The sequence below is a fragment of the Nonomuraea sp. NPDC004702 genome (genome assembly GCF_053601695.1).
In genome coordinates this window covers 90,011-114,841 of the sequence record NZ_JBSGCE010000023.1, presented here as the reverse complement: position 1 = coordinate 114,841, position 24,831 = coordinate 90,011, and the positions used below count along the sequence as shown (strand labels likewise).

Here is a 24,831-nt window from a genome sequence, read left to right as displayed (position 1 = left end):
TTACCTTGCCGCAGCGGTCGCGTTGGATGGCGCGCATGGTGGAGATCACGCGCAGAACGGTGTTCAAGGCGGGTGCGGCAAGCGCTTTCCTCGCGGGCGGCGGCCCGGGGACGGCGGCACTGGCGGCGTCCGGCCTGGTGGGAGGACCGGCCGCCGGGGGAGTGACCGCCGGGGGAGTGGCCGCCGAAGGGCTGGAGCAGCGGGCCATGGCGATGGACCCGCCGGTGTTCCTGCTGGAGAGCGCCGTCCCGCCGCACTTCGCCGCCGGGCCCGGCTCCACGTTGTCGATCAGCGACCGGGTCGCCGTGTGCGGGACGCGGTCGCTGCGCTGGGAGCACGCGAGCCGTGACGTGATCACCGTGCGGGCGCCGCTGCGGTGGGCGCCCGACCCCTACCGGCTCGGCGACGACCAGGCGTGGCAGGGGCTGGTGGACGCGTTCTGCGTGTGGGTGCACAACGCCGAGCCGGTGGACGACGTGCTGCGGTTCGAGTTCGGGCGGGGTGAGCGCACCGACCTGTGGTTCGAGTTTCGGCTCGGGTTCAGCGGGTGGCGTACCGCCTGGGTGCGGTACGCCTACGACATGCACGGCCGGCCCCACCCCGACATGGACACCCTGCGGATCGTCGCCCCGCGCAGGGCCGGGACCCTGCACCTCGACCAGCTCATGCTCAACGTGCCGCTGCGTCCCGACGCCCCCTGCCGCGACCACCAGCTCCCCGACATCGCCCCCGAGGGCGACGAGTACGACAACCAGCACTGGCAGGCCCTCCACCGCTTCGACCGGCTGCTGGCCACCGTCGAGCCCGACCTGTCGCCGCCGTCCGCCGCCGAGCTGGCCTCGCTGCGCGCCCTGCACGCCCGCTACCACGACGAGTACCTGACCGCCCAGGTCAAGCCGGACGTGCCGGGGCTGACCGCGCAGGTCGCCGCCCTGGAGGGCCGTCCCACGCACGCCTACCAGGCGCAGATCTACCCGGCCGAGATCGCCGCCGAGCTCAAGGCGTTCGTGAACCCGGTCACGCTGCGCGCCTGCACCGACCTGATGAAGACGATCGCCCAGGCCCACCAGGCCGCCCCCGCCGAACGTCCCGCGCTGGCCGCCCTCTACCTGCGCATGGTCGCCCACCTGCGGGAACAGGGCTGGACGAAGGGCAGCTGCCAGGGCACGATCCACCACCTCGGCTACGACGCCCGCGGCCTGTACGACTCCGTCTACCTCATGCGGGACGCCCTGCGCGAGGCGGGGGAGTTGCAGCGGGTACGAGCGGACCTGGAATGGCTGAGCGGACTCGGCCGGATCTTCCGCGGTTTCGGCTTCCGGATGGCCCGGGGCAGCATGATGGACCTCTACAACACCACGGTCCGCGGCATGCTGGCGGCCGTGCTGCTGCGCGACGGCGAGGCGCAGCAGGTGGCGTACCTGCGGGCGCTGCGCGACTGGCTGAACGCCACCCTCCTGCCCACCGACGGCATCCAGGACGGCATCAAGGTGGACGGCACCGCCTTCCACCACGTCGGCTTCTTCCCCGACTACGTCCGCGACGGCTTCGCCGGGCTCGCGCCGCTGGTCTACGTCCTGCACGGCGGCTCGTTCGCGATCTCGCCCGAGGCGTCCGGCTGGCTGCGCAAGGCGCTGCTCACGCAGCGGGTCTACGCCAACAAGAACCACTGGCCGATCTCGATCAGCGGCCGCAATCCCAGCGGCGCCACCGCGCTGTCGATCGTGCCGTTCGAGTGGCTGGCCCCGATCGACGATGAGATCGCCGCCGCCTTCCTGCGCCTGCTGCCCGGCAACCCGACGCCGCGGCAGAAGGAGCTCGCGGCCCGGCTCGCCGCGCGCGGCATCGCCCCGGAACCGGCTCCGACCGGCGCCTGGGCGCTCAACTACGCGGCGCTGGCCGTGCACCGCCGCGACGAATGGCAGATCACCGTACGCGGGCACAACCGCTACCTGTGGAGCACCGAGATCTACGTCGGCGCCAACTGGTACGGCCGCTACAACACCTACGGCCAGATCCAGGTCCTGCACCGCGGCGACCCCGTCACCAACCAGGACAGCGGCTACGCCCAGCCCGGCTGGGACTGGAACCGCCGCCCCGGCACCACGGTCATCCACAAACCGCTCGACCAGCTCAAGGGCGACCTGACCGGGGCCATCGAGGAGATGCTCCTCACCGACTCCCGTTTCGCCGGAGCCTGCACCATCGACGGACGCAACGCCCTGTTCGCCATGGACCTGCACGGACACCCCAAGTACGACGGCACGCACCGGGCCCGCAAGTCGGTGTTCCTGTTCGACGACCGCGTCGTGGCCCTCGGCACCGGCATCACCAACGACGACACCGCGGACGAGACGGAGACCACCCTCTTCCAGACCCGGCTGCCGGCCAGGACCGCGCCCACCGTGGTGGACGGCGCCGCGGTCACGGCCTTCCCCCACCAGGCGCTCGACGGCGGCCCGCGCTGGCTGCTCGACGACAAGGGCATCGGCTACTACCTGGCGCCCGGGCAGAAAGTGGCCCTGACCCGCTCGGCCCAGACCTCCCGCAACAACGCCACGGAAGAGCCCACCAGCGGAGACTTCGCCACAGCCTGGATCAGGCACGGCACCGCCCCTCGGAACGGGACGTACGAGTACGCGATGGTGGTGAACGCCACGGCCGAGCGCATGGCCGGCTTCGCCGCCGCGATGGAGGACGCCGCGAGCGCCCCTTACCGGGTGCTGCGCGCCGACACGGCGGCCCACGTCGTACGGGATCGGGACACCGGCATCACCGGGTACGCGGTGTTCGAGCGCACCCGTCTGGAAGGTCTGGTACGCGAGGTGGACACGCCTTCGATGCTGCTCGTCCGTACGGAGGGGGAGACGCTGGTGATCGCGGTATGCGATCCGGACCTGCGCCTCTACGGCGGGATCGACCACGACCAGTACGAGAAGGGCCGCTACGTCGGGCACTACAGCCCGTGGTCGCGGCCCTGGCTGGCCAGCCCGAGCCACCCGCACCGCATGAGGGTGACCTTGGACGGCCGGTGGCGGGCGGACGCGGGGCAGCCGTGCCGGGCGAGGATCACCGGGCCGCGCACGGTCCTGGAGTTCGAGACCGTGCACGGACGGCCGGTGCAGGTGCGGCTGAGTCCCGCGACCTGACCCGGGCGGGGGCGGGGGCGCCCCCGCCCGGGGATCACGCCCGCGACCACGACGACCACCGTCCCGATCAGCCGGTTCGCGTCCTGGTCAGCCGGTTCGCGTCTCCGGTAAGACGGTTCACGTCTCCAGCCAGAGGGTTCGCGTCCTGGTCAGACGGTTCGCGTCTCCAGCCAGAGGGTTCGCGTCCTGGTCAGACGGTTCGCATCCTGGTCACGGGGCGGGATGGTGCACGCCCGGTCAGCGGGTGTGCCGGTCGAGTTCCGCGCGGATCTCGCGCAGGTGGTGCCGGACCGCGGGGGCGCCGTCGCGCGCCAGGTCCCGCACCCAGCCGGAGTGACCGTCCCGCAGCTCGCGCCGGATCAGCGTGAGCGTCTGCTCGTGCGCCCCGGCCTCCAGGCGCAGCCACGCCCGGTCGAACCGGTGGCCGGAACGGCGGGCGAGCACCGCGTCCAGGTCGTCGCGCTGGGCGGCGCTCGGCGCGTCAGGAAGGCTGACGCGCAGCCGGTGCGCGACCTCGCGCAGCCGGGCGTCGAGCTTGCGGTGGTCACGGATCAGCCGCCAGGCGATCTCGCGCACGTCCTCGTCGTGCGACCTGCGGAGCGCGGCCTTCCCGGCCGCGATCTCGGCGAGATTGCCGCGGTGCGCCTGCCGCAGGTACGCCCGGTCCTGGCCCGAGGCGTGGAACGCCTGGACGGACGGGGCGGCTGCGGCGCCGGGCGCGGCCACCGGCCGGACGGTGGTGGCGGCTTGGGCCGCGGCGGGTGCCGTGGCGGACACGGTCAACGCCAGCACGGCCGCGATTCCCGCGGGTGCTAAGTGGCTCCGTGCTGTTCTCATGAGTCCCTCCCTTCAATGGGACCCGTGCCTGCTGCCCCATCCGGTCGGGAGTATTCGAGTTAATTGGGTGGATCGAAACGGCCGTCCACGGCGGTCCAGCCGCCGTCCACGTACAACACCGAGCCCGTCACGAAGCTCGCCGCGTCGCCGGCCAGGTAGACCACCGCGCCGGCCATCTCGGGCGCGGTGGCCCACCGGCCGAGGGCGCTCTTGGCGGCGTACGCGGCGTACCAGTCGGGGTTGTCCTTGATCTGCCGGGTCAGCGGGGTCTCCACGACGCCGGGCGCGATCGCGTTGACGCGCACGCCGTGCGGGCCGAACTCGGCCGCCGCCGTCCGCAGCAACTGCACCAGCCCTGCTTTCGTGGCCGAGTAGACGCCCTGCCCCGGCTCGGTCACCGACGCCCGGATCGACGCGAACCCGATGATCGACCCGCGCCCTCGATGCACCATCCCGGCGCCGAAGGCCCGCACCACGTCGAACGAGGCCCGCAGGTTCAGCCCCACCACCCGGTCGAACTCCTCGCCGGAGTAGTCGAGCAGCCGCTTGCGCACGTTCGTCGCCGCCGTGAACACCAGCACGTCGGCCGGCTCCTCGGCGGCGGCCGTCCGGACGGCGTCGGCATCCAGCACGTCGAGCAGCCGCGCCGTGCCCCCGCACCCGGCGGCGGTCTCCTCCGCGGCTGCCAGATCCCGGTCCGCGCACACCACGGACGCCCCATGCGCGGCCAGGGCGAACGCCGACTCCCTGCCGATCCCGCTGCCGGCCCCGATCACCACGGCCCGCCGCCCGTCGAGGCGGAACAGCGCGTCATATCCCGTCATGCTGAGAAACACTAGCGACTGGTCAGACCAGTACACCAGGTTTCCGCACCCCACGACCGCCCGCACCCCACGACCGCCCGCACCCCACGACCGCCCGCACCCCACGACCGCCCGCACCCCACGACCGCCCTCCCGGCGTCGCCCTCCCGGCGTCGCCCTCCCGGCGTCGCCCTCCCGGCGTCGCCCTCCCGGCGTCGCCCTCCCGCGTCGCCCGCCTCGCGCTGCCCGCCCGGGATCGCGCGCGTGGGGGCGCGCGGAACGGCCGGTGGGTCAGGGGGGCCGTGTCGGGGCGGGGATCCCGGCGCGTGGCGGCGTACGGACGCCGGCCCGAAACTGTCGGCGGCGGCTGCCAGGATGCGACTCATGACGACCATCGCAGGCTTCTGGGACGCCGCCGCCGACTCCTTCGACGACGAAGCCGACCACGGGCTCCGCGACCCCGACGTCAGGGCCGCCTGGGCGGCGCGCCTGGCCGAGTGGGTGCCCGCCGGGCCGCTCGACGTGCTCGACCTGGGCTGCGGCACGGGCTCGTTGTCGTTGCTGCTGGCCGTCCAGGACCATCGTCTGACCGCCGTCGACCTGGCCCCGCGCATGGTCGAACGGGCCCGGGCCAAGCTGGCCGCCACCGGCGCCACGGTGCTGACGGGAGACGCGGCCGACCCGCCCGTCGGCGACCGCCGCTTCGACGTCGTGCTGGCCCGCCACCTGCTGTGGACCATCCCCGATCCGGAGGCGGCGCTGGCCCGCTGGGTGTCGCTGCTGCGCCCCAGCGGCCGGCTGGTACTGGTCGAGGGCCGCTGGCAGACCTCCGGCGGGCAGTCCGACTACGTGCCGGGTGAGCACTTCCCGTGGATGGGCGGCGTCACCGCCGCCAACCTGACCACGACCCTCCGTCCCCTGGTCGGCGACCTTCGGGTGCATCCCCTGCCCGACCCGGCATTGTGGGGCAAGGAGATCACCGACGAGCGCTACGCGGTGGTGGCCACGCTCTGAGAACAGGCCGGGCGGCCCTGGGAGTGTCGGATGCCCGGCTTCCGGCTTCCCGGCTTCCGGCTTTCCGGCTTCCGGCTTTCCGGCTTCCCGGCTTCCGGCTTCCCGGCTTCCGGCTTCCCGGCTTCCGGCTTCCCGGCTTCCGGCTTCCCGGCTTCCGGCTTCCCGGCTTCCGGCTTCCCGGCTTCCGGCTTCCCGGCTTCCCGGCTTCCGGCTTCCCGGCTTCCGGCTTCCCGGCTTCCCGGCTTCCGGCTTCCCGGCTCCCGGCTCCCGGCTTCCCGCTCCCCGCTCCCCGCTTCCGGCTCCCCGGTTCCGGCGGGAGCCCGACCGGTCGTCACTGCTGGACGAGCGCCGCCCCGTCAGGGGGCGGCGGTCCCGGCGGTGAGGCGGCCGTACGATGGGCCCTTTCATCGGGGAAAGGGCGGGCGCGGTGGTGGGCAGGACGTTCGAGATCGCCGGTGAGCTGCGGGTGCGACGCCTCGGCTACGGCACCGCCCAGCTCACGGGCCCCGGCTACTGGGGCCCGCGCCTCACGCCCAGCGCGGCGGTCGCGCTCCTCCGCCTGGCCGTCGACCGTGGCGTCACGCTCATCGACACCGCCGACAACTACGGCCCGGACATCGCCGAGGAGCTGATCGCCCAGGCCCTCCATCCGTACCCCGGCGACCTGGTGCTGGCCACCAAGGGCGGCGTGATCCGCACCGGTCCGGACAAGTGGCATCCGGCCGGACGCCCCGAGGATCTGCGCGCCATGTGCGAGGCGAGCCTGCGCCGTCTGCGCACCGACACCATCGACCTGTACCAGCTCCACCGCATCGACCCCGCGGTGCCGCTCGCCGACCAGCTCGGCACGCTGGCCGAACTGCGCGAAGAGGGCAAGATCCGGCACATCGGGCTCGACACCGTCACCCTGGACCGGCTCGACGAGGCGCTGACCCTCCTGCGGCCGGCGTCGGTGCAGAACCGGTTCAACGTGCTGGACCGGGAGTCCGAGCCCGTGCTGGCGCGCTGCGAAGAACTGGGCATCGCGTTCCTGCCCTGGTTCCCCCTCGGGAACGGGTCCCTCGCCGCGGGGGCCGGGACGGGGGCGGCGATCGAGCAGGTGGCCGCCCGGCACGGCGCGACGTCCGGGCAGGTGGCGCTGGCGTGGCTGCTGCACCGCTCCCCGGTCGTCCTGCCCACGCCCGGCACCGGCTCGGCCGTCCATCTGGCGGAGAACCTGGCCGCCGCCGACCTCACCCTGACCGACGAGGACATGCGGACCCTGGACGCCCTCACGTCCTGATCCGCTGCGCCCACGAACTCCCGCCCGGCCAGGCGCCTCCGCTCCTCCGTCCTCTTCGACGCCCTCCACCGCGACGAGCGCGCTGCCCGGCGGCGCTCGGGGCCGCCCTGAACGCGTTCAAAAGACGGGAGTAGGGTCGGCAGAGTGAAGACCGTGATTCCCGGAGGAACCGGACAGGTCGGCGAGATTCTCCGCCGGGCGCTGACCTCCGCCGGCCACGAGGTCGTGGTGCTGACCCGCAGGCCGTCCCGGAAGGGCGAGGTCGTCTGGGACGGCGAGACCCTGGGCGCGTGGGCCCGCGAGATCGACGGCAGCGACCTCGTGGTCAACCTGGCCGGGCGGAGCGTGAACTGCCGTTACACCCCCGCCAACCTGCGGGCCATGATGGACTCCCGGGTGCGCTCCACCCAAGTCGTGGGACGGGCGATCGCCGCCGCCGCACGTCCGCCCCGGGTCTGGCTGCAGATGAGCACCGCCACCCTCTACGCCCACCGCTTCGACGCCCCCAACGACGAGGCGACCGGCCTGATCGGCGGCGACGAGCCCGGCGTCCCGGGCTACTGGCGCTACAGCGTCGAGATCGCCAAGGCATGGGAGCGCGAGCAGGAGCGGGCCGAGACCCCGCACACGCGCAAGGTCGCCCTGCGCACCGCCATGGTGATGAGCCCCGACCGCGGCGGCGTCTTCGACGTGCTGCTGCGCATGACCCGGCTCGGCCTCGGCGGGCCGCTGGCGGGCGGCGCGCAGTACGTGTCCTGGATCCACGACCGCGACCTCGTCCGCGCGGTCGAGTTCCTGGCCGGGCGGGACGACCTGGACGGACCGGTCAACCTGGCCGCGCCCGGGCCGCTGCCGCAGGCCGCGTTCATGCGGACGCTGCGGTCCGCCTGGGGCGTGCCGGTGGGCCTGCCCGCGACGCGGTGGATGGCCGAGCTCGGCGCGTACGCGCTGCGGTCCGACACCGAGTTGCTGCTCAAGAGCCGCCGGGTGGTCCCGGGGCGGTTGCTGGAGGCGGGTTTCGCCTTCGAGTACCCGCAGTGGCGGGAGGCCGCCGACGACCTCGTCCGGAGGGTGCGTCGCGGGGGGTGAGCGAGTCGGACGCCTCGCGGGGCGGGCGAGGATCCTTGCGCGAATATCGTAAGGTGCCTTACGGTTTTCCTCATGATCAATTACAGCGAGATGGAGGACAGGCTGGGCGTGCCCATCGGGGTCGAGGAGGCACGGTCCCGCTGGGGGGCGCTGGTGGGCGCGGCGGGTGAGGGGCGGATCACGCTGATCACGCGGGAGCGCTGGGAGTGGGCCGCGCTGGTGCCGCTGTCCAAGGTTCCCGGGATGCTGACCGGATTGCCGGTGGTGTCGTTGTCCACGGCCAAGGCGAAGCTGGGGGAACTCGTCCGGCAGGTCTCGGAGCCGTACGACGACAGCCCTGTGCTCCTGGCCCGGCACCGGACGCCCGTCGCCGCGCTGATCGCGGCCACCCGCCTGCTCGGGCCCGGCTCCGGTGAGCGGGCCGCGCCGCAGAGGACGGCCGACGTGGAGACGCTGCTGCGCGACGGCTGCACGGTCACCCTGAGTCGCCATCCGACCGGGTCCGGCGTGATCGCCGTGGCGCGTGACGGCGACGGCGGCGAGGTGGCCGTCGGCGCCGGCGACACCGTGGACCAGGCCCTCCGCAAACTGGCCTGAACCTTCCCCGCACGGGGCGCCAACTCCCGCAGCGCCCCCTGCGCCCGCTCCCTGCACCCGGATCTGCGTGCGGCGCCCTCTGCGTGTGCGCCGCTGTGCGTGCGCCTCTGCCTGTGCGCCTCCGCCCGTGCTGCTGCCCGCACGTGCCCCCAGCCCACCTCACCGCCACCCTCGCCCGCGCCTGTGGCCGTACGTTCCTGGGGCTGGGATCTTGACAATCTGTGGGGCGGGCTCTTTCCTAGAGGGGGATTCTAGAAAGAGTGGGGCATGAACGTTCAGGCGGTCCGGTGTGACTGAGTCCGAGGCCGTCGCGGCGGTGCCGGTGGTGGGGGCGGAGGATGAGGCGGCGCAGCTGCGGTACGCCTGGCGGGCCGTCTCGGTCACCAGCCTCGGCATGTTCCTGACCGGGCTCAACTCCAGCTCGCTCAACGTCGCTCTGCCCGCCGTCGTCGCGCACTTCCGCGTCGGCGCCTTCCTGGCGAGCTGGGTGCTGCTCGCGTACATGCTGGTCAGCTCGGTCGGGCTGGTGGTGTTCGGGCGGGTGGCCGACCTGTTCGGCAGGCGCGGCACGTACTTACTCGGGTTCGTGGTGTTCACCGTCGCGAGCCTGGCGGCCGGGTTCGCGCCCTCGATCGAGGTGCTGCTCGCGGCCCGCGTCGCCCAGGCGTGCGGCTCGGCCATGATCCTGGCCAACAGCTCGGCCATCCTGGCCCGCGCCTTCCCGCCGGCCCGCCTGGGCCGTGGCATGGCCGTCTACATGGCCATCATCTCCGTGGCGGGGCTCGTGGGGCCGTCGTTCGGCGGGTTCCTGGCGGGCGCGGCGGGCTGGCGGTGGATCTTCTGGTTCAACGTGCCCGTCGGGGTCGCGGCCATCGTCTGGGGCGCGGTCACTCTCCGCCCGGTGCCGAGGGGCCCGCGCGAGCGGCTGGACGTGCCGGGGATCGTCCTGTTGTTCACGTGGCTGAGCGGCCTGCTGCTGGCCCTGTCGCAGGGCAGCTCGCTCGGCTGGCTGAGCCCGTGGGTGGTGGCGGGCGGGGTGGCGTTCGCGGCGGCGGCCCCGGTGTTCGCGCTGGTCGAGTGGCGCAGCCGGACGCCGCTGCTCGACCTGCGGCTGTTCGGCGACCGCGGTTTCGCGCTGGCGAACCTGGCCGCCGTGCTCAACTCGCTCGGGCAGTTCTCGATCGTGCTGGTGATCTCGTTGTTCCTGCAGTCCACCCGGCAGTTCGAACCCGCCCAGGCCGGGCTCGCCGTGCTGCCCGTCTCGGCCGCCTCGGCCCTGACCTCGCTGGTCGCCGGGGCGCTGACCGGACGGTTCCACCCGCGCACGGTGGCGGTGGCCGGCTCGGCGGTGAGCGCGGCGGGCATGGCGGTCATGCTGGCCGCGCTGGACCCGTCCGTGCCCTACGCCTGGCTCGGGACGGCGCTCGCGCTGGTGGGCGCGGGCAGCGGGCTGTTCATCACCGCCAACACCACCGCGATCATGATGGACGCGCCGCAGGACCGGCTCGGCGTGGTCAACGGTGTACGGCTCATGCTGGTCAACGTCTCGACCGTGATCAGCACCGCCATGTCGCTGGCGATCGTCGCCGCGTCCGTGCCGGCCGCCGAGCGGCACCTGGTCTACGCCGCCGACCCCGCCCGGCTGTCCGGCGTGGCCGACGTGCTGCAGGACGGTTACCGGCTGGCGGTGGGCGTCCTGCTGGTGCTCGCCGTGGCGGCCACCGTGGTCACGGCGGTGAGCCGGACGGGGGCGCGCCGGGCGGCGTAGCGGCTGACCTGGCTCCGAGCGAGTGCGTCGGCGGGGGGTGAGGCGGCCAGGGACGAAGTGGCGGGGGCGGGAATTGGAGTTCCACGTTGCGCCGCGTTTGACGATTAGTGAGGAAATATGGTCATCTCGTGACCATTGTTTCTGATGGGATGAGTTAGACGGGTTCGGGGGAACGCTTCATGCCGCACGCCCTTCTGCGCGTGCTCGCTTCGACGTCCATCGCAGCCACGGCACTGGCAGGTCCGCCCGTCGTCGCAGCCTCCGGTCATGCCTCGACTGCGCGAGTGGTCCAGGCGTCGACGGGAGGTCAGGTGATGGCGCAGGTGGTGCGCGGGGTTCCGGAGCCGCCGCCTGCCGTGGTGCGGGTTCCGTCGGGGCCGTCGCCCGCCGTACGGTCGATGGGGAAGGGGCCGGTGGGGCCGGAACGGCTGGAGGTCACCACGCCCGCCGGGACGGGTCTCGCCGACGCCATCGCCGCCCAGGCCGTTCGGCGGCAGGAACGGCAGGGGCTCGGACGGCGGGCCCCCGACCCCGCCGCCCTCCTCCCCGACACGACCGGCGCCGCCCCTCTGACCCTCCTGCGCCCGCCCCCGTCCGTCACCAAGGCCCTGGACGCCCTGCGCCTGGACATCGGCCCCCTGATCCGCCCCCAGGGAGGCCGCGCAATCCCCCCGCAGCGGGGCGGCGCGGTCGTCTCGGCGGGAGGGCCGGTGGGTGATGCGGCCGGTGGGGCTCTGCCGACCAGACAAGGGGTGACGTATCGGTTGTGTGTGGTGGGGGTGGAGCGGGCGGTGGCGTGTTCGGCGCGACGGCCCGTCGCCGTGCCGGTCGCCGCGGACGTCACCGGCGACGGCCTCCCTGACCTGGCGGCCGACCTGGTGCCCGTCGCGAACCCCGGGAGCGGGGGCATCGGACTCGGGTTCGCGGTCAGCAGCCTGTCCGGGAAGAGGGTCAGGGCGCTGGTCTGGGCCGAGTACGACGGCAAGGTGACCGTCGGCTTCGACGGCCTGCGCGGCGGCGCGTCGCTGTCGGCGCTCGACCGCGGGACGTTCACCATCGACCCGGACGGCCGGACGGTCAGGGCGAACGTCACCCGCAAGGACCCGGGACCGTCCGCCGTCACCCTGGCGGGACTGACCGGACGCACGGCGGTGAGCCTGCGCCAGACCCCGGCCACCGAACGACTCGCCGTGAAGGCCACCCTCGACTCCCTCACCTCGGCCCCCATCACCTCCAAGCCCGCCAAGCCGGACACCTCCACGCCGAAGCCCGCCAAGCCGGACACCTCCACCTCCCCGGCGGTCGAGCTGGACGTGACCGCGTCCCGTCCCGCCAGGCTGGACATGATCGCGGTCTCCCTGGGCCGCTACACGCAGGCCGTACTGGACCGCATGCCTGCCCGTGCCCAGGTGCGCCTGGCCGGCGGACGGATGCGCTTCACCGCCCCAGCCCCGATCGCCCGCGCCGAGCTGCACGCCCACCTCTACCGCGACGGCCGCCTGGCCACGGCGGCGAGCGCCGAGCTGCGCGAGGTGCCCCGCTCGTTCACCGCCGCCCACGTCGCGTCCGGCGGCAGGCAGAGCCTGACCGTCGAGTCGTCGGGGCCCGCGCGGGCGGGCTCGGCCAAGGTGCTGTACTACGACCGGGCCGCGTCCGGGACCGTGCTGCGGGCCGAGCTGAGCGGGCTGCCGGCCCGGGTCCGGTTGGAGAGCGACCCGGCCGCGCACCGCGTCACGCAGACGGCCAGTTCGCCGATCGGCCGGTTCGCCGCGGTCCTGCAACGCGGCGGCGGCGCGATCTCCAGCCCCGCCGGCGGCCACGTCACCCTGATCAAGAACGGCGACGCCGCCGGGGTCTCGGCGCTGCTGTCCGGCGTGTCGGGGTTCGACGTCACGTACGGCAGCGCGCCGCACGCCCGCCTGGAGGGCAGGGCGAGCGGCCGGCCCTTCGTGGCCGCGGGCCTCGACGGGAAACGCCTGGCACGCCTGGAGATCTCCAACACGCCCGCCCGGGCCGACCTCACCCTCGACCCCGCCGCCGGAACGGCCGTCTACCGGGCCGGCGGCGCGATCGACCGGGTCCGGGCGGCCTACGCCGACGTCCGGAGCGGGCCGACGATCGACGGCACGGTCCGCGGGGTGCGTGGGGACGTCAGGACCGCGTGGACGCTGGGCGAGCGCTCGGCGGTCGAGGTCGCCACGTCCGGCGGGCTCCGCGCCCTCCGCCTCTACGCGGCCAGGTCGTACGTCACCGCCCTCGACGGCGCCTCGGCCGGGGACGACGTGCGGGTGGCGGTGGAGGGTGTGCCGAAGCGGGCCGAACTGGCCGCCGACACCGCGGCCGGGACCCTCGCCTGGACCGCGAGCGCCCCCGTGGCCAAGGTGTCGGCGCTGGCCCGGATCAGCACGGGCGGCCGGGTGCTCAGGGCCGCCGCCGACGTGACCGGCGTCCCGGCCCGCTTCGAGGCCGCCTGGAAGGACGGCGTCTACCGCTTCCGAGGGCTGTCCGGCCCGGTGCGGTCGGCGGCCCTGGCCGTCGCCAACCACGACGGCGCCACGTCCCCCAGCGGCCCGCACCTGGCCGCCCACTACGACAGGACCGGCGGCGACCTGGACGCGAGCGTGCTGGTCAGGGGCCTGTCGCGGGTCGAGCTCAGCCCGTCCGGCCAGGGGTTCCTGGCCCGGTTCCGGGCCGCCAGGCAGCGGCTCGCCGTGGACGCCGACATCGTCCTGGGGGACGTGCGCTTCGGCGTCCTCGGCAGGGTGGGGCCGGTGCCGGGCGACCTGACCGTCGCCGCCACGCCCGAGGGCAGGCTCACCTACTCCGGCTCCCGGCTCGGCGTGACCGCCCGCGCCTGGCTCGGCAGGACCGCCGCGCTGGCCCGCATGCGTCCCGCGCCCGCCGTCGAGGGCGGCCTCTCGCTGGCGGACGGCGGCTGCCCGGCCGGGGGTTGCGGTCAGGGCCCGTTCTGCACGGCGGGACGCGGCTGCTACGGCCTGCAGGGCTACCTCGACGTCACCGGCCTGCCCAGCCAGGTGACGATCGACCCGGCGGGCGGCACGTTCGCCTTCTCCGGCTTCGCCCCCAGACGCCGGACCCTCGCCCTCCACCTGGACAGCAGCGTGCTCGCGCCGGTCCCGATCAGGGCGCGGGCCACGCTGACCCGGCTGCCGCCGAGGATCACCCGGTTGTCCGTGGGCCCGCTGGACGCCGGGCACGTCGCCTACCGCGTCGAGCCGCCTGCCACGCTGGGCGCGCTCGACGTGCGGGCCGAGGCGGGCGGGCTGCGCGGCCACGTGGCCCTCGACCCGGTGCCGGCCGCCGTGGACGTGCGGGGCACGTACGGGGCCCAGACCCGGATCCGGGTACGGAACTCCGCGCCGGTCGAACGCCTGACCGCCGAGGTCACCCTGCCCGGCCGGGGCAGCGGCGGGCTGCGGCTGACCGACGTCCCCGCGGTGCTCGGCCTGGACGCCGACGCCTCGGCCGCCGGGCTGAGCGTCCCCACGCTCACCTACCGGGGCGGCGCGAGCACCCTGGACGGCCGGCTGGCCGTGGACGGCCGCCTGGTGGACCCGTCCGGGCGGCTCGGCGGGGTCTCGCTCGCGGTCGAGGACCTGGCCGCCGACACGACGATCCGCCTCAATCCCGACCAGTCGCTCGACCTGGTCTCGAAACCCGGGCCGACGGGCCGCGTCGCGGTGGGCGCCGGGTTGCGCGTGGGCCCGGTCCAGCGGCAGCGGATCGCCGTGTCCAAGGAGGTGCCGTACACCTCGGGGTTCCTCACCTACCAGGTCGGCGGGGACTTCGCGCTCGGCGCGAGCGCGGTGCGGGAGGTGTCGCTGGCGGTCCGGCGCGTGTCCTGGTTGCGGGTACGGCCGGGGCGCATCCCGTTCGGGCTCAAGGCGCCGGCCGCGGCCGGGTTCCTCGCCCCCGGCTTCGAGGGCGCCTACGACCGCCTCCGCCTGACCGCCAAGGGCGTGGACCTGCGGCCGGACGTCTCCCTGCGGGTCAGGCTGAGCAGGAGGATCGGCGCGGACGCCTTCACCGGCTCCCTGCGGCTCACCCGGGCCACCTCACTCGCCCTGCGCCGCTACGACCAGCGCATGCGCCGCATCGGCGCCCGCCAGGAGATCGCCGCCGCCGGGATCGGGCTCGCCTGCCTCACCGTGGACGCCAAGCCCGGCTTCGCCTCCGGCGGCAGGGGCGGCTCGATCACCCTGCGCGGCTCCGACGGCCCGCAGATGGTGTCCTTCCTCGACCCCGGCGGGCAGGCCCCCGACTACGCGGTGGACCTGCTGACGCACTTCATGTCGCCGTTCCCGGACGCGGGATGGAAGGTGGTGGCGGCCACGGCCGGCTCCTGCGCCCGCCCCGGCCGCCCGGAGCCCCGGACGCGGGACCGCTGAGCCGGGTTCACCACGGCCCCCGGTAACCGGCCGGGGGCGTGGCCCCCTCGTACGGCGGCACCGCCCGGCCCGCCAGGAACGTCCGCAGCGTCGCCAGGTACGCCCCCCGCCCCTCGGCGTAGACGAGCCCGGCACCGGGGATCGCCCGCCGGACGTCGGTGGCCGCCGACCAGCTCTCCCCGTCGCACGCCCCCTTGACCACCAGGACGGGCGCCGTCACCCGGGCCAGCGCCTCCCGCATCCCGGGCGGCGACGGCCGGTCCACCAGCCACGCATACCCACCCGAACCGTCCGACTGGGTCAGGGGCGGCTTCCCGGCAGGCCGGCCCGCCGGGCAGACGGCGGAGGGTGCGGCCCGGGCGTCGAGTTCGGCGTCGCCGGCGAACGCGTGCGCCGCCGCCGGTTCGACCCGCAGCAGCGTGTAGACCGCGAGCATCCTGGGGCTGGGCGGGCCGTCGTCCAGCAGCGTCGCGGCACGGGCCCGGTCGAGGTCGGCGGGGGAGGCGAGCACCGCCCTCGACACCGCGTCCGGATGGGCGGACAGGTAGGCCGCCGCGAGCCGGGCGCCCTCGCCGCGCGCGACCAGGGTCAGGCGGCGGGCGCCGATCGCCTGCCGCACCTGCTCCAGGTCCGCCACGTCGCGGCCCAGCCCGTACGCGGCCGGGTCCGGCAGCCGCGCCGAGCGTCCCGCGCCCACCCGGTCGTAGACGTAGACCTCGTGCCCGTCGGCGGCCAGCCGCCGGTAGAACGCCGGATCGGCGGCCAGGTCCGCCAGGCCGGCCGCGCCGGACAGGAAGACCACCGGCTCCGGGCGGGTGACCCGCTTCGGCGCGACCCGGACGTACGCCAGCCGCGACCCCGTCGGCAGCCGCCACTCGTGCTGCCCGGCCACCGGCGACGGGGTCGCGGCCGGCGCCGGCGGCGGGGTCAGCGTCGCGTCCGCGACCCGCCAGACCACCGCCACCTCGACGACCAGGATCAGCGCGGCCCGTAACCACCGCCCCCAGGTCGCGCGCGGCCGGGGCACGCACAGCAGCAGCCCGAGGTAGCACACCGAGGCGAACACCGCGAGGCCGGCCACCGTGAACGCCCCGGGCCGCGCGCCCACCATCGCCGTCCCGGCCAGCGCGGCCAGCCCGGCGACGGGCGACAGCGCGAGCACCGCGGCGCCCGCCATCATCCCGGCAAAAGACCTCACAAAGGGGACGCTAGCCCGTGACGGGGGAGGGGAGCGAGCGGCCCAGGCGGATGCGCAGGCGGTCGCCGGTGCGCAGCGTCTCGCGCACGGTCCACACCCGCTCGTCGATGACGGTCCCGTTCGTGGTCATGTATCCGCCGACCCTGAGCACCGGACGTCCCGAGGCGTCGCCGAGGAGCTGGGCGCGCGACTCGGAGTCGTCGGTGAACAGCACGAGGAAGTCCTCGGCGTCCGCCGGGGCCTCCAGCACCAGGCCGGGATAGAGATGGGAGGAAGGAACCTCGATCACGTATTCGATCACGCGACCTCCACTACCCCGTACGCGCGCTTTCAGCTTCCGCCGGCGGAGGATAGCGCTTACCTGGGCTGATGAGGTGAAATATCAGGGTTGCCTACAGCTTGGAGTCCCCCCGTGTCCTTGTTCGACCTCCCGATCGAGCAGTTGCGCGCCTACCTCCCCGACCGCGACGAGCCCGCCGACTTCGACGACTTCTGGTCCCGTACGCTGGCCGAGGCCGAGGCGTTCGACCCGGCCGCCGAGTTCGTGCCCTACGATCTGCCGCTGAGCGGCGTCGACGTCTACGACGTGTCGTTCGCCGGGTGGGGCGGCCACCGGATCAGCGGCTGGTTCATCCTGCCGCGCGGCGTGCGGGAGCCGGTGCCGTGCGTGATGCACTACATCGGTTACAGCGGCGGGCGCGGGTTCCCGAAGGACCACCTGCTGTGGCCCGCGGCCGGCTACGCGGTGTTCGTGATGGAGACCCGGGGACACGGCGGCGCGAGCCCCACCAGCCCCGGCACGACCGGCGACCCGCACGGCAGCGCCAACGTCCAGGCGCCCGGCATGATGACGCGCGGCATCCTCGACCCCGAGGACTACTACTACCGGCGCGTGTTCACCGACGCGGCCAGGGCGGTCGACGTGGCCGCGGCCCATCCGGCGGTGGACGCCGGGCGCATCGTGGTCTCGGGCGGCAGCCAGGGCGGCGCGATCGCGCAGGCCACGGCGGCGTTGCGCCCGTCGGTGCGGGCCGCGCTGGTGGACGTGCCGTTCCTGACGCACTTCCGGCGGGCGCTGGAGATCACCGACCGGGACCCGTACCAGGAGGTGGTGCGCTTCCTGGCCTCCCGCCGGGACGGCGCCGACCAGGTGTTCCGCACGCTGTCGTACTTCGACGGCGTCAACTTCGCCGCCCGCGGCCGGGTGCCCGTGCTGTACTCGGTCGCGCTCATGGACTACGTCTGCCCGCCCTCCACGGTCTTCGCCGCCTACAACCACTGGCAGGGGCCGAAGGAGATCACCGTCTGGCCCTGGAACGGGCACGAGGGCGGGTCGGGCTACCAGACCGAGGAGCAGGTCCGCTACCTGCACAAGCTCCTGGCCGGCTGACCCGGGTGGGGGCCGCCGTACCGGCGTGAGCACCGGTACGGCGGCTGCCCGTCACACCGCCTGCGGGGTCACCATGAACGACACGCTTCCCTGCGCGTCGGCCCCGGCGTCGAGGGACTTGTCGTCCAGCACGGTCGCGGCCACGGGATCGAGGTAGACCCGCGCGCCCTCGGTCTCCACCACCTCGTCGGCCGGCTCAGGGGCCGTGGCCAGGGAGAGGGTGAGCGAGTTCGCGCCCTCGCCCTGCGACGAGATGCGGATCCCGCCCTGGGCGGGTTCCGGCGCGGACGCGGTCAGGTCGCGGATCGCCTGGGCTGCGTTGGCTGTCAGGGTGAGCACTACGGCTCCTCCAAACGGTCGACGTACAGAAGTTGCCTGCCATTCCCCCCATCCCGGAGCCCAACCCTTCTTGGCGTTTTCTTTACCGTGAATTCCCGGCCGGTGGACAATCGCGACATGGATGCCGTCCGGCTCAGGCAGGCCATGGTCGCGGGCCTGCGCGAGCGCCAGGAGATCGCCGACGACGTGGCGGACGCGCTGCTCGCCGTGCCGCGCCACCTGTTCCTGCCCGGCGTCGATCCCCGCACCGCCTACCGCGACGTGCCGGTCGTCACCCGGCGGGACGAGCACGGGCTGCCGGTCAGCTCGTCGTCGCAGCCGTCCGTCATGGCGACGATGCTCGGGCAGCTCGGTGTCGAGCCCGGCCATCGGGTGCTGGAGATCGGCGCGGGCACCGGCTACAACGCGGCGCTGCTGGCGCACCTGGCCGGGCCGGACGGGCGGGTGGTCAGCCTCGACCTCGACGCCGGCATCGTGCGGGACGCCCGGCGCAACCTGGCGGCCGCCGGGTTCCCGCAGGTCGAGGTGGTGTGCGCGGACGGGGGCGAGGGGTTCGCCGGGGCGGCGCCGTACGACCGGGTGATCGCCGCCGTCGGCGTGTGGGACCTGGCTCCGGCCTGGCTCGACCAGCTCGCGCCGGGCGGGCGGCTGGTGGTGCCGCTCGACCTGCGCGGGGTGCAGGTGTCGGTGGCGCTGGAACGTTCGGGCGGCCATTGGGCCGGACGTACGGTGGCGCCCTGCGGGTTCATGCGCCTGCGGGGGCCGTCCGCGGGGCCGGAGTCGGTGGTCATGCTGCGCCGGGACCCTGACCTGTGGCTGGCGCTCCCGGTGGCGCGCGAGCTGGGCGACCTCGTGACCGCCCTGGAAACCGCCCCCACGACCGTCGCCGTCACCTCGCCCGCCCCGCTCCCGGAACCACCCGCGACGCCGGCCCCGCCGCCGGGCCCGACAGCAGGACCGGCAGCGGGCCCCACGGCGGCCCCGACGGCGGGGCGGGATCCGCTCGCGACGGCGGGCCCGGCGGCGGGGCGGGATCCGCTCGCGGAGGCGGGCGCCGACGTGGCGTTGTGGCTGGCGCTGCACGAGCCGCGCTGGTGCGTGCTCGGCGGCTACCGGAACGGCGGCTACGGCGGCACCTTCGGCCTCACCGACGGCTCCGCCATCGCCGTGCTCGCCCCCCGCGCCTCCCGCGCCCCCGGTCCGACCGGGCGAGACACCCCCGACGCCGCCGATCCGACCAGGCGACGGAACCCCGACGCCCCCGGTCCGACGGCCGTGGCGGGTGGTCCGGGGCGCGCCGATCCGACGGCCGCGGCAGGTGGTCCGGGGGGCGTCGATCCGACGGCCGCGGCGGGTGGTGCGGGGGGCGCCGAGCTGGTGGCCGAGGGATACGGGCCGGGCGGCGCGGCGCTGGCCGAGGAGCTGGCTGCGCACGTCAGGGCATGGGCCGCCGCAGGCCGCCCACGCACCACCGACCTACGCCTGACCGCCCACCGCACCCCCGCCCCAGAAAGCCCCGCCCCAGAAAGCCCCGTCCCAGAAAGCGCCGCCCCAGAGAGCCCCACGTCAGAAAGCCCCACCTCAGAGAGTGCCGCCCAGGGGGCGGGACAGGAGTTCGTCATCGTGAAGCGGCACACCACGCTGGTGCTGGGGTTCGGTTAGACGGTCCACTTCCCGTCGAGCATGAGGTCGCGCCCGGCGAGCTCGTTCACCTCGCGCCACGCCTGCACCAGCACCGGCGTGACCCAGAAGTACGTGTACGGGCCGCGCGACACCCGCGGGTCGAACCCGGTCTTCACCGCGAACGCGTCGCCGATTTCGCCGGGGATCGTGGCGGCCGGTTGCGCGGTCACGGTGCCGTGGATGAGGACGACGTCCCTGGTCAGGCCCAGGCCGAGGCGGACGGTGCCGCCGTCGAGCAGGTTGCGGGCGGTGGGCGTGGCGTCGGCGGTGGAGAGCAGCAGCCGGTGCCCGTCCCACAGGAACGACAGCGGCGTCATGTACGGGCCGCCGTCGCCCGCCGTGGCCACCCAGGCGTCGACGTCGTGTTCGAGCCGGTCGAGCGTGTCCCGCTTGCGCTGCTCCGGTGATCGGGCCGGTGGCGTCATCCTTCTCCTCGCGCTCTCGGCGGTCAGGTCCGACCGCGTCTCGTCCGTCAACATGATGACGGCTCATGGCGGCGGCCCGCGACACCCGGCAGCCAGGGGTGCGACGCGGCGCGCCTGAGGGGGAAGTCGCGAGCGCATGGTTACTCTCTGTGTCGGAGAAGTGTCACCATGTCATAGGAAACCTCATGCGTACTCGTCTGACCATGCTGCTGGCCGCCGCGGCCGTCGTCGCCCTGTCCGGGTGCGGCGAAAGCGCCACCACCAACACCGCGGGGCTGACGCCGCGGACCGACGCTCAGCCGTCCGAGCAGGACAGGACCTGGATGGCGACCATCCACCAGGGGAACCTGGCCGAGATCGAGGCGGGCCGCCTGGCCGAGAAGAAGGGCGCCACCGACCAGATCAAGTCGATCGGCCGGATGCTCGTCGACGACCACACCCAGTTCGACAAGAAGGTGACCGAGACCGCGAGCCAGCTCGCCATCCAGCTTCCCGCCGCGCCGACCTCCGCCCAGGCCGCCATGGCCAAGCGCCTGCAGGACGCCAAGGGCAAGGAGTTCGACAAGGAGTTCGTCGTCGGCATGGTCAAGGCCCACAAGTCGGCGATCGAGGCCACCAAGGAGGAGATCTCCAAGGGCTCCTCGCCGGCGGTGGTGGCGCTGGCCAAGTCCGCGTCCCCGACGCTGCAGGAGCACCTCAAGGCGCTGAAGAAGGCGCAGGAAGACTACTGACGAAGACGTCCGCGATGCCCGGCGGCACGGGCCCTCCGGCCGCGCTCGACTCCTTCGCCCGCGCCGCGGCGCGCGTGCTGGCCGGGCTCCGGCACGGCCGCGCGCTGCACCGGCGCGGGCTGCTTCTGGCGGGCACGCTGACGGTCGAGGCGGCGCCGCTGGGCGAGCCGGGCGAGCACGAGGTGCGGGCCCGGCTGTCCAAGGGGCTGTCCCTGCCGGGCCGGCTGCCCGACGTGCTGGGGCTGGCCGTGCGCCTGCCCAACGGGGTGGACCTGCTGCTGTCCACCGGCGCGGGCCCGGTGCCGGTGCCGCGCCGCACCTTCACGTCGGGGCCGTACTCCAGCCTCACGGCGTACGTGTACGGAACCGGCCGGTACCGGCTGGTCGCCCGGCCCGAGGGTGAGCGCGTGCCCGCCGATCCCGCGCTGCTGCCCGGCGCGCTGGCCTGCGGCCCGTTGCTGTTCCACCTGTGGGCGGGCGGTCGCTATCTGGCCCGTCTGCGCCTGCACACCGCGCTGCCCGGTGAGGACCTGACCTTCGACCCCGTGCTCAACAGCGCCCCCTGCCTGCGTCCGGCCGGATGGACGGCCAGGCTGCGGCGCGCCGCCTACGAGGGCTCCCGGCAGGGCCGCGGCGTGCCTCCGCCATAGGCCGATCCATGGCAAAGACTGGCCGACCCGTGTGTGCAAATGCGACTCTCTGGGGTATTTGTCCTTTTTGAACCAGGACGAACAATCGGGGGGATCGTCGTGGCTATGCAAACAGAGATCCGGAGCCTGCTCGAGTGCCATGTGATCGGGTCGGACGGACAGTCGATCGGCAAGGTGGGCCAGGTCTACCTCAGTGACCGCACCGGCGAGCCGGAGTGGGTGACCGTGCGCACGGGGTTCTTCGGCATGAAGCAGACCTTCGTGCCGCTGGCCAACGCCCGCCGTTCCGGGGACGAGATCAGGGTCCCCTTCGACAAGGAGATGATCAAGGGCGCGCCCAACATCGACGTGGACGGCCGCCTGTCGCTGGAGGAGGAGGCCGAGCTCTACCGGTACTACGGGATGCAGCCGTCCACCATCCCGTCCCAGCGCTCGCCCGCCGCGGGGGAGCGGCAGGCCCAGCGGCCCACCGGAGAGCCGCGGACGGCCGGGGAACGCGGCATGCGCCCGGGCATGACCGGCCAGCCGCCGACCGGCCAGACAGGCGCGATGGGCCAGCCGGGGCAGCCGGGCCGGATGCGCGGCCGGGACGTGGGCGACCGCGACATCGACATGACCACGTCCGAGGAGCAGCTCCACATCGGCAAGGAGAGCCGCGAGAGCGGCCACGTCCGGCTGCGCAAGTACGTCGAGACCGAGAACGTCCAGGAGCGGGTGCCGCTCGCGCACGAGGAGGTCGTGATCGAGCGCGAGCCCATCAGGGACGGCGAGCCCGGCACGTACGAGATCGGCGAGGACGAGCAGCAGATCACCCTGCACGAGGAGCGGCCGGTGATCGGCAAGGAGACCAGGCCGGTCGAGCACATCCGCGTGCACAAGGAGCGCGTCGAGCACGAGGAGACCGTCGAGGGCCAGGTCAGGAGGGAACGCCTGGAGGTCGACGAGGACGGCGACGCGCGCGAGCACACCCGCAACCGCAACCGCGGTGACGACCTCCCGCCCAAGCGGTAGGAGGCCGCGCCCGGTCCCGCGGGGGCGCCCACGCGCCCCCGCCTCACCACACCCACCTCCAGAACACGTCCCGCGGTCAGGGCGAGCTCTCGGACCGACCGGCGTTCAGGGGAACCGACTCCTGGCCGGCGTTCAGGGGAACCGACTCCTGGCCGGCGTTCAGGGGAACCGACTCCTGGCCGGTGTTCAGGGAAGCAGACCCCTGGCCGGTGTCCGGGGGGACCGACCAGCTCGGGCGGGCGTTCAGGGTGGCCGGCTCGAAGCCCGCGAGCTGCTTGTAGTGCAGCGCGATCTTCTCCAGCGTGTCCCTGGGGATGACCTCCTCGATGTCGGCGAACCCGTCGGGGGCGCGTTCGTGCGCCATCCGCAGGACGACCTCGGGCCCGTCCTCGCGGTTGGCCAGCACGATCCGGTTCGTGACCGGCCGCCGCCGGCTCTCGTAGAACTCCAGGCCCTGGCCGGTGGCCAGCGCGTGGGCCAGCACGCGGGCGTCGATGACGGCCTGCGTGCCGCCGTTGGACCCGGTCGGGTACATCGGGTGCGCGGCGTCGCCCATCAGCGTCACCGTCCCCGACGACCAGTACGGCAGCGGGTCCCGGTCCACCAGCGGGTACTCGTACGCCTTGTCGGCCGAGGCGATGAGGCCGGGGACGTCGAGGGCGTCGGAGCGCACGTCGGCCACGTGGTGCAGGAACTTGCCGATCTCCACCTCCCGGTTCCAGTCGCCCCGGGGGACGGTCTCGGGGGCCCGGTGCTGGATGGCCCAGTTGACGAGCTGCGTGCCGTCGGGGTCCGGCGGCGCGATCGGGTAGATGACGATCTTCTGGGCGCCGTCGCCCGCCATGATCATGGATCGGCCGGTGAGGAACGGCCGCGCCCGGGACGTGCCGCGCCACAGCACGTGACCGCCCCACAGCGGCTCGCCCTCGCCGGGGAACAGCGCGGCCCTGACGCCGGAGCGGATGCCGTCGGCGCCGACGAGCAGGTCGGCGTCATGGTCGAGGTCGGTGACGGGGGAGCCGGTCACCACGGCGTCCGGGCCGAGCCGCTCGCGTACGGCGTCGAGGAGCAGGAGCTGCAGCCGGCCGCGGTGGATCGAGTACTGGGGCCAGGCGTGGCCCGCGGCCCGGCCGCGCGGCTCGGTCCAGATGCGCTGCCCGCGCCGGGTGACGAAGGTCAGGTCGGCCGTCTCGACGCCGACCCGGGCCAGGCGGTCGCCCAGGCCGAGCTCGATCAGCTCGCGCACGGCGTGCGGCAGCAGGTTGATGCCCACGCCGAGCGGCCGGATGTCCTTGACGGCCTCGTGCACGGTCACGTCCGTGATGCCGGCCGCGTGCAGGCTGAGGGCGGCGGTGAGCCCGGCGATGCCCGCCCCGGCGATGACCACCCGCCGCGGGCGTCGTCCCGCGAGGCCCGTCATGACGAGCCGCCGGGAAGGAGCAGGGTGGAGACGTCGAACGGCGCCTCCAGGTAGCCGTTGCCCTTGAACTCCAGCATGAGATTGGCCACCCGCTGCAACCGGGCCTTGTCGACGGTGGTGGAGTAGCCGCCCAGCGCCATCAGGTCGGCCGTCGCCTTGTCGATCCTCGTGTACTTGAGCAGCGCGGCCTTGGCCTGGGCCGGGTCGGCGACGGCCAGGTCCACCGCCTTGCGCAGGCCGCGCTGGAAGGCGGCCACCGTGCGCGGATTGTCGGCCGCGAAGCCCTCGGTGGTCAGGTAGCCCGCCATCGGGAAGTCGGCGGTGGCCCCGGTGAACAGGTCCGACAGGCTGCGGGCCCCGCTGGTGGCGGCCGCGGTCTGCCAGAACGGCTCGGGCAGCACGGCGGCGTCCACGTCGCCGTTGGCCAAGGCGCCGGCCATCTGCGGGAAGGGCCGTTCGACGAAGGTGATGTCGGCGGGCGCCACGCCGGCGGGCTTGAGCAGCGCGCTCACGGCCAGGGTGGCGACGTTGCCGAGGGTGTTGACGCCGACCTTCCTGCCCTTGAGGTCGGCCAGCTTCGTGACGGGCGAGTCCTTCCTCGTCATGAGGACGAAGTTGCCGGGCTTGGCCGCGTAGGCGTCGCCGACGACCTTCAACCGGCCCACGCCGCGCGCGGCGGCCAGCATCGCCGAGACGTAGTTGCTGTGCAGGACGTCGAGCTTGCCGCTGATCAGGTCGGGCATCGCGGCGGCCCCGCCCTGGATCACGACGGGCTTGACGGTCAGCCCCTCCGCGGCGAAGAACCCCTTGTCGATGGCGATCTGGACGGGCGCGACCTCGGGAAGGGCCAGCATGCCGAGGTTCAGCACGGCCTTCTCCGGCCCGCCGGACGACGGCCGGGGATCCGCCCCGCCGCACCCGGTCATCGCCAGGGCGAGGGCGACCGCCGCGAGTAACAGACGCATGAAAACGCTCCCAGAGAGTTGAGTTCGCGAACAAAGCGTGCCGGGGAAAAAGAACAGCCGTCCGGCAATCT

20 protein-coding genes are annotated in these 24,831 nt (G+C 74.0%); 12 read left to right on the top strand and 8 right to left on the bottom strand.

The window, feature by feature from the left end; translation table 11 throughout:
• Positions 1-35: 35 nt before the first annotated feature.
• Positions 36-3,149 carry a chondroitinase family polysaccharide lyase gene (locus ACWEJ6_RS27140; RefSeq protein ID WP_452427175.1) on the top strand — a complete coding sequence of 1,038 codons (3,114 nt, stop codon included), beginning with the start codon at positions 36-38 and terminating at the stop codon, positions 3,147-3,149.
• Between the two features lie 237 nt (positions 3,150-3,386).
• Here ACWEJ6_RS27140 and ACWEJ6_RS27135 read toward each other — a convergent pair whose 3' ends face one another.
• Both ACWEJ6_RS27135 and ACWEJ6_RS27130 read right to left on the bottom strand, forming a co-directional pair.
• A complete protein-coding gene (locus ACWEJ6_RS27135; protein WP_452427173.1) occupies positions 3,387-3,986 on the bottom strand; it encodes a DUF4142 domain-containing protein in 600 nt (199 codons plus the stop codon).
• A 59-nt stretch (positions 3,987-4,045) separates the two neighbouring features.
• Positions 4,046-4,810 carry an SDR family NAD(P)-dependent oxidoreductase gene (locus ACWEJ6_RS27130; RefSeq protein WP_452427171.1) on the bottom strand — a complete coding sequence of 255 codons (765 nt, stop codon included), beginning with the start codon at positions 4,808-4,810 and terminating at the stop codon, positions 4,046-4,048.
• Positions 4,811-5,173: 363 nt separating this feature from the next.
• On the opposite strand from ACWEJ6_RS27130, the gene ACWEJ6_RS27125 reads away from it, so the two are divergent.
• The 6 genes from ACWEJ6_RS27125 (at position 5,174) to ACWEJ6_RS27100 (ending at position 14,948) form a co-directional block, all read left to right on the top strand.
• On the top strand, positions 5,174-5,803 hold the full coding sequence (locus ACWEJ6_RS27125) for a class I SAM-dependent methyltransferase (RefSeq protein WP_452427169.1): 630 nt from the start codon (positions 5,174-5,176) through the stop codon (positions 5,801-5,803).
• 394 nt (positions 5,804-6,197) lie between these two features.
• Positions 6,198-7,085, top strand: a complete 888-nt coding sequence (locus tag ACWEJ6_RS27120) for an aldo/keto reductase (RefSeq protein ID WP_452427167.1) — start codon at positions 6,198-6,200, stop codon at positions 7,083-7,085.
• 144 nt (positions 7,086-7,229) lie between these two features.
• A complete protein-coding gene (locus ACWEJ6_RS27115) occupies positions 7,230-8,174 on the top strand; it encodes a TIGR01777 family oxidoreductase (RefSeq protein ID WP_452427165.1) in 945 nt (314 codons plus the stop codon).
• A 72-nt stretch (positions 8,175-8,246) separates the two neighbouring features.
• Positions 8,247-8,771: a type II toxin-antitoxin system prevent-host-death family antitoxin gene (locus tag ACWEJ6_RS27110; protein ID WP_452427163.1), complete on the top strand. Its 525-nt coding sequence runs from the start codon at positions 8,247-8,249 to the stop codon at positions 8,769-8,771.
• Between the two features lie 289 nt (positions 8,772-9,060).
• The gene (locus ACWEJ6_RS27105) at positions 9,061-10,539 is read left to right on the top strand and encodes a DHA2 family efflux MFS transporter permease subunit (RefSeq protein ID WP_452427161.1); all 1,479 of its coding nucleotides are present in this window, start codon (positions 9,061-9,063) and stop codon (positions 10,537-10,539) included.
• Positions 10,540-10,850: 311 nt separating this feature from the next.
• The gene (locus ACWEJ6_RS27100) at positions 10,851-14,948 is read left to right on the top strand and encodes a hypothetical protein (RefSeq protein ID WP_452427159.1); all 4,098 of its coding nucleotides are present in this window, start codon (positions 10,851-10,853) and stop codon (positions 14,946-14,948) included.
• Between the two features lie 7 nt (positions 14,949-14,955).
• Here the strand turns inward: ACWEJ6_RS27100 and ACWEJ6_RS27095 are convergent, their stop codons facing one another.
• Together ACWEJ6_RS27095 and ACWEJ6_RS27090 are read right to left on the bottom strand one after the other, a co-directional pair.
• Positions 14,956-16,146, bottom strand: a complete 1,191-nt coding sequence (locus tag ACWEJ6_RS27095) for an alpha/beta hydrolase (RefSeq protein WP_452427157.1) — start codon at positions 16,144-16,146, stop codon at positions 14,956-14,958.
• Between the two features lie 10 nt (positions 16,147-16,156).
• Positions 16,157-16,447, bottom strand: coding sequence for a hypothetical protein (locus ACWEJ6_RS27090; RefSeq protein ID WP_364337599.1), 291 nt, complete (start codon positions 16,445-16,447; stop codon positions 16,157-16,159).
• 111 nt (positions 16,448-16,558) lie between these two features.
• On the opposite strand from ACWEJ6_RS27090, the gene ACWEJ6_RS27085 reads away from it, so the two are divergent.
• Complete coding sequence (locus ACWEJ6_RS27085) at positions 16,559-17,536, top strand: acetylxylan esterase (protein WP_387669480.1); 978 nt, start codon at positions 16,559-16,561, stop codon at positions 17,534-17,536.
• Positions 17,537-17,587: 51 nt separating this feature from the next.
• Here ACWEJ6_RS27085 and ACWEJ6_RS27080 read toward each other — a convergent pair whose 3' ends face one another.
• Positions 17,588-17,875 carry a HesB/IscA family protein gene (locus ACWEJ6_RS27080; RefSeq protein ID WP_352327979.1) on the bottom strand — a complete coding sequence of 96 codons (288 nt, stop codon included), beginning with the start codon at positions 17,873-17,875 and terminating at the stop codon, positions 17,588-17,590.
• A 117-nt stretch (positions 17,876-17,992) separates the two neighbouring features.
• Between ACWEJ6_RS27080 and ACWEJ6_RS27075 the strand changes: the two genes are divergently transcribed.
• Positions 17,993-19,537, top strand: coding sequence for a methyltransferase domain-containing protein (locus tag ACWEJ6_RS27075; RefSeq protein WP_452427154.1), 1,545 nt, complete (start codon positions 17,993-17,995; stop codon positions 19,535-19,537).
• Here the strand turns inward: ACWEJ6_RS27075 and ACWEJ6_RS27070 are convergent.
• On the bottom strand, positions 19,534-20,037 hold the full coding sequence (locus ACWEJ6_RS27070) for a pyridoxamine 5'-phosphate oxidase family protein (protein ID WP_452427152.1): 504 nt from the start codon (positions 20,035-20,037) through the stop codon (positions 19,534-19,536). The genes ACWEJ6_RS27075 and ACWEJ6_RS27070 overlap by 4 nt on opposite strands.
• A gap of 131 nt (positions 20,038-20,168) precedes the next feature.
• Here ACWEJ6_RS27070 and ACWEJ6_RS27065 point away from each other — a divergent pair, with 131 nt between their 5' ends.
• The 3 genes from ACWEJ6_RS27065 (at position 20,169) to ACWEJ6_RS27055 (ending at position 22,375) form a co-directional block, all read left to right on the top strand.
• Positions 20,169-20,714 carry a DUF4142 domain-containing protein gene (locus ACWEJ6_RS27065; RefSeq protein ID WP_452427150.1) on the top strand — a complete coding sequence of 182 codons (546 nt, stop codon included), beginning with the start codon at positions 20,169-20,171 and terminating at the stop codon, positions 20,712-20,714.
• Positions 20,715-20,728: 14 nt separating this feature from the next.
• Positions 20,729-21,364: a hypothetical protein gene (locus ACWEJ6_RS27060; protein ID WP_452427148.1), complete on the top strand. Its 636-nt coding sequence runs from the start codon at positions 20,729-20,731 to the stop codon at positions 21,362-21,364.
• 105 nt (positions 21,365-21,469) lie between these two features.
• Positions 21,470-22,375: a DUF2382 domain-containing protein gene (locus ACWEJ6_RS27055; protein ID WP_452427146.1), complete on the top strand. Its 906-nt coding sequence runs from the start codon at positions 21,470-21,472 to the stop codon at positions 22,373-22,375.
• Between the two features lie 76 nt (positions 22,376-22,451).
• On the opposite strand, the gene ACWEJ6_RS27050 is transcribed toward ACWEJ6_RS27055, so the two are convergent.
• Complete coding sequence (locus tag ACWEJ6_RS27050; protein ID WP_452427144.1) at positions 22,452-23,795, bottom strand: flavin-dependent oxidoreductase; 1,344 nt, start codon at positions 23,793-23,795, stop codon at positions 22,452-22,454.
• Positions 23,792-24,760: an ABC transporter substrate-binding protein gene (locus ACWEJ6_RS27045; RefSeq protein ID WP_452427142.1), complete on the bottom strand. Its 969-nt coding sequence runs from the start codon at positions 24,758-24,760 to the stop codon at positions 23,792-23,794. Before ACWEJ6_RS27045 ends, ACWEJ6_RS27050 begins: the two co-directional genes overlap by 4 nt.
• Positions 24,761-24,831: the final 71 nt, after the last annotated feature.

Excerpts from the sequence above, each read along its gene's own strand:
- ACWEJ6_RS27140 (WP_452427175.1), top strand. The coding sequence starts at position 36 with ATGGTGGAGATCACGCGCAGAACGGTGTTCAAGGCGGGTGCGGCAAGC.
- ACWEJ6_RS27135 (WP_452427173.1), bottom strand. The coding sequence starts at position 3,986 with ATGAGAACAGCACGGAGCCACTTAGCACCCGCGGGAATCGCGGCCGTG.
- ACWEJ6_RS27130 (WP_452427171.1), bottom strand. The coding sequence starts at position 4,810 with ATGACGGGATATGACGCGCTGTTCCGCCTCGACGGGCGGCGGGCCGTG.
- ACWEJ6_RS27125 (WP_452427169.1), top strand. The coding sequence starts at position 5,174 with ATGACGACCATCGCAGGCTTCTGGGACGCCGCCGCCGACTCCTTCGAC.
- ACWEJ6_RS27120 (WP_452427167.1), top strand. The coding sequence starts at position 6,198 with ATGGGCCCTTTCATCGGGGAAAGGGCGGGCGCGGTGGTGGGCAGGACG.
- ACWEJ6_RS27110 (WP_452427163.1), top strand. The coding sequence starts at position 8,247 with ATGATCAATTACAGCGAGATGGAGGACAGGCTGGGCGTGCCCATCGGG.
- ACWEJ6_RS27075 (WP_452427154.1), top strand. The coding sequence starts at position 17,993 with ATGGATGCCGTCCGGCTCAGGCAGGCCATGGTCGCGGGCCTGCGCGAG.
- ACWEJ6_RS27070 (WP_452427152.1), bottom strand. The coding sequence starts at position 20,037 with ATGTTGACGGACGAGACGCGGTCGGACCTGACCGCCGAGAGCGCGAGG.
- ACWEJ6_RS27065 (WP_452427150.1), top strand. The coding sequence starts at position 20,169 with ATGCGTACTCGTCTGACCATGCTGCTGGCCGCCGCGGCCGTCGTCGCC.
- ACWEJ6_RS27060 (WP_452427148.1), top strand. The coding sequence starts at position 20,729 with ATGCCCGGCGGCACGGGCCCTCCGGCCGCGCTCGACTCCTTCGCCCGC.
- ACWEJ6_RS27055 (WP_452427146.1), top strand. The coding sequence starts at position 21,470 with ATGCAAACAGAGATCCGGAGCCTGCTCGAGTGCCATGTGATCGGGTCG.
- ACWEJ6_RS27050 (WP_452427144.1), bottom strand. The coding sequence starts at position 23,795 with ATGACGGGCCTCGCGGGACGACGCCCGCGGCGGGTGGTCATCGCCGGG.
- ACWEJ6_RS27045 (WP_452427142.1), bottom strand. The coding sequence starts at position 24,760 with ATGCGTCTGTTACTCGCGGCGGTCGCCCTCGCCCTGGCGATGACCGGG.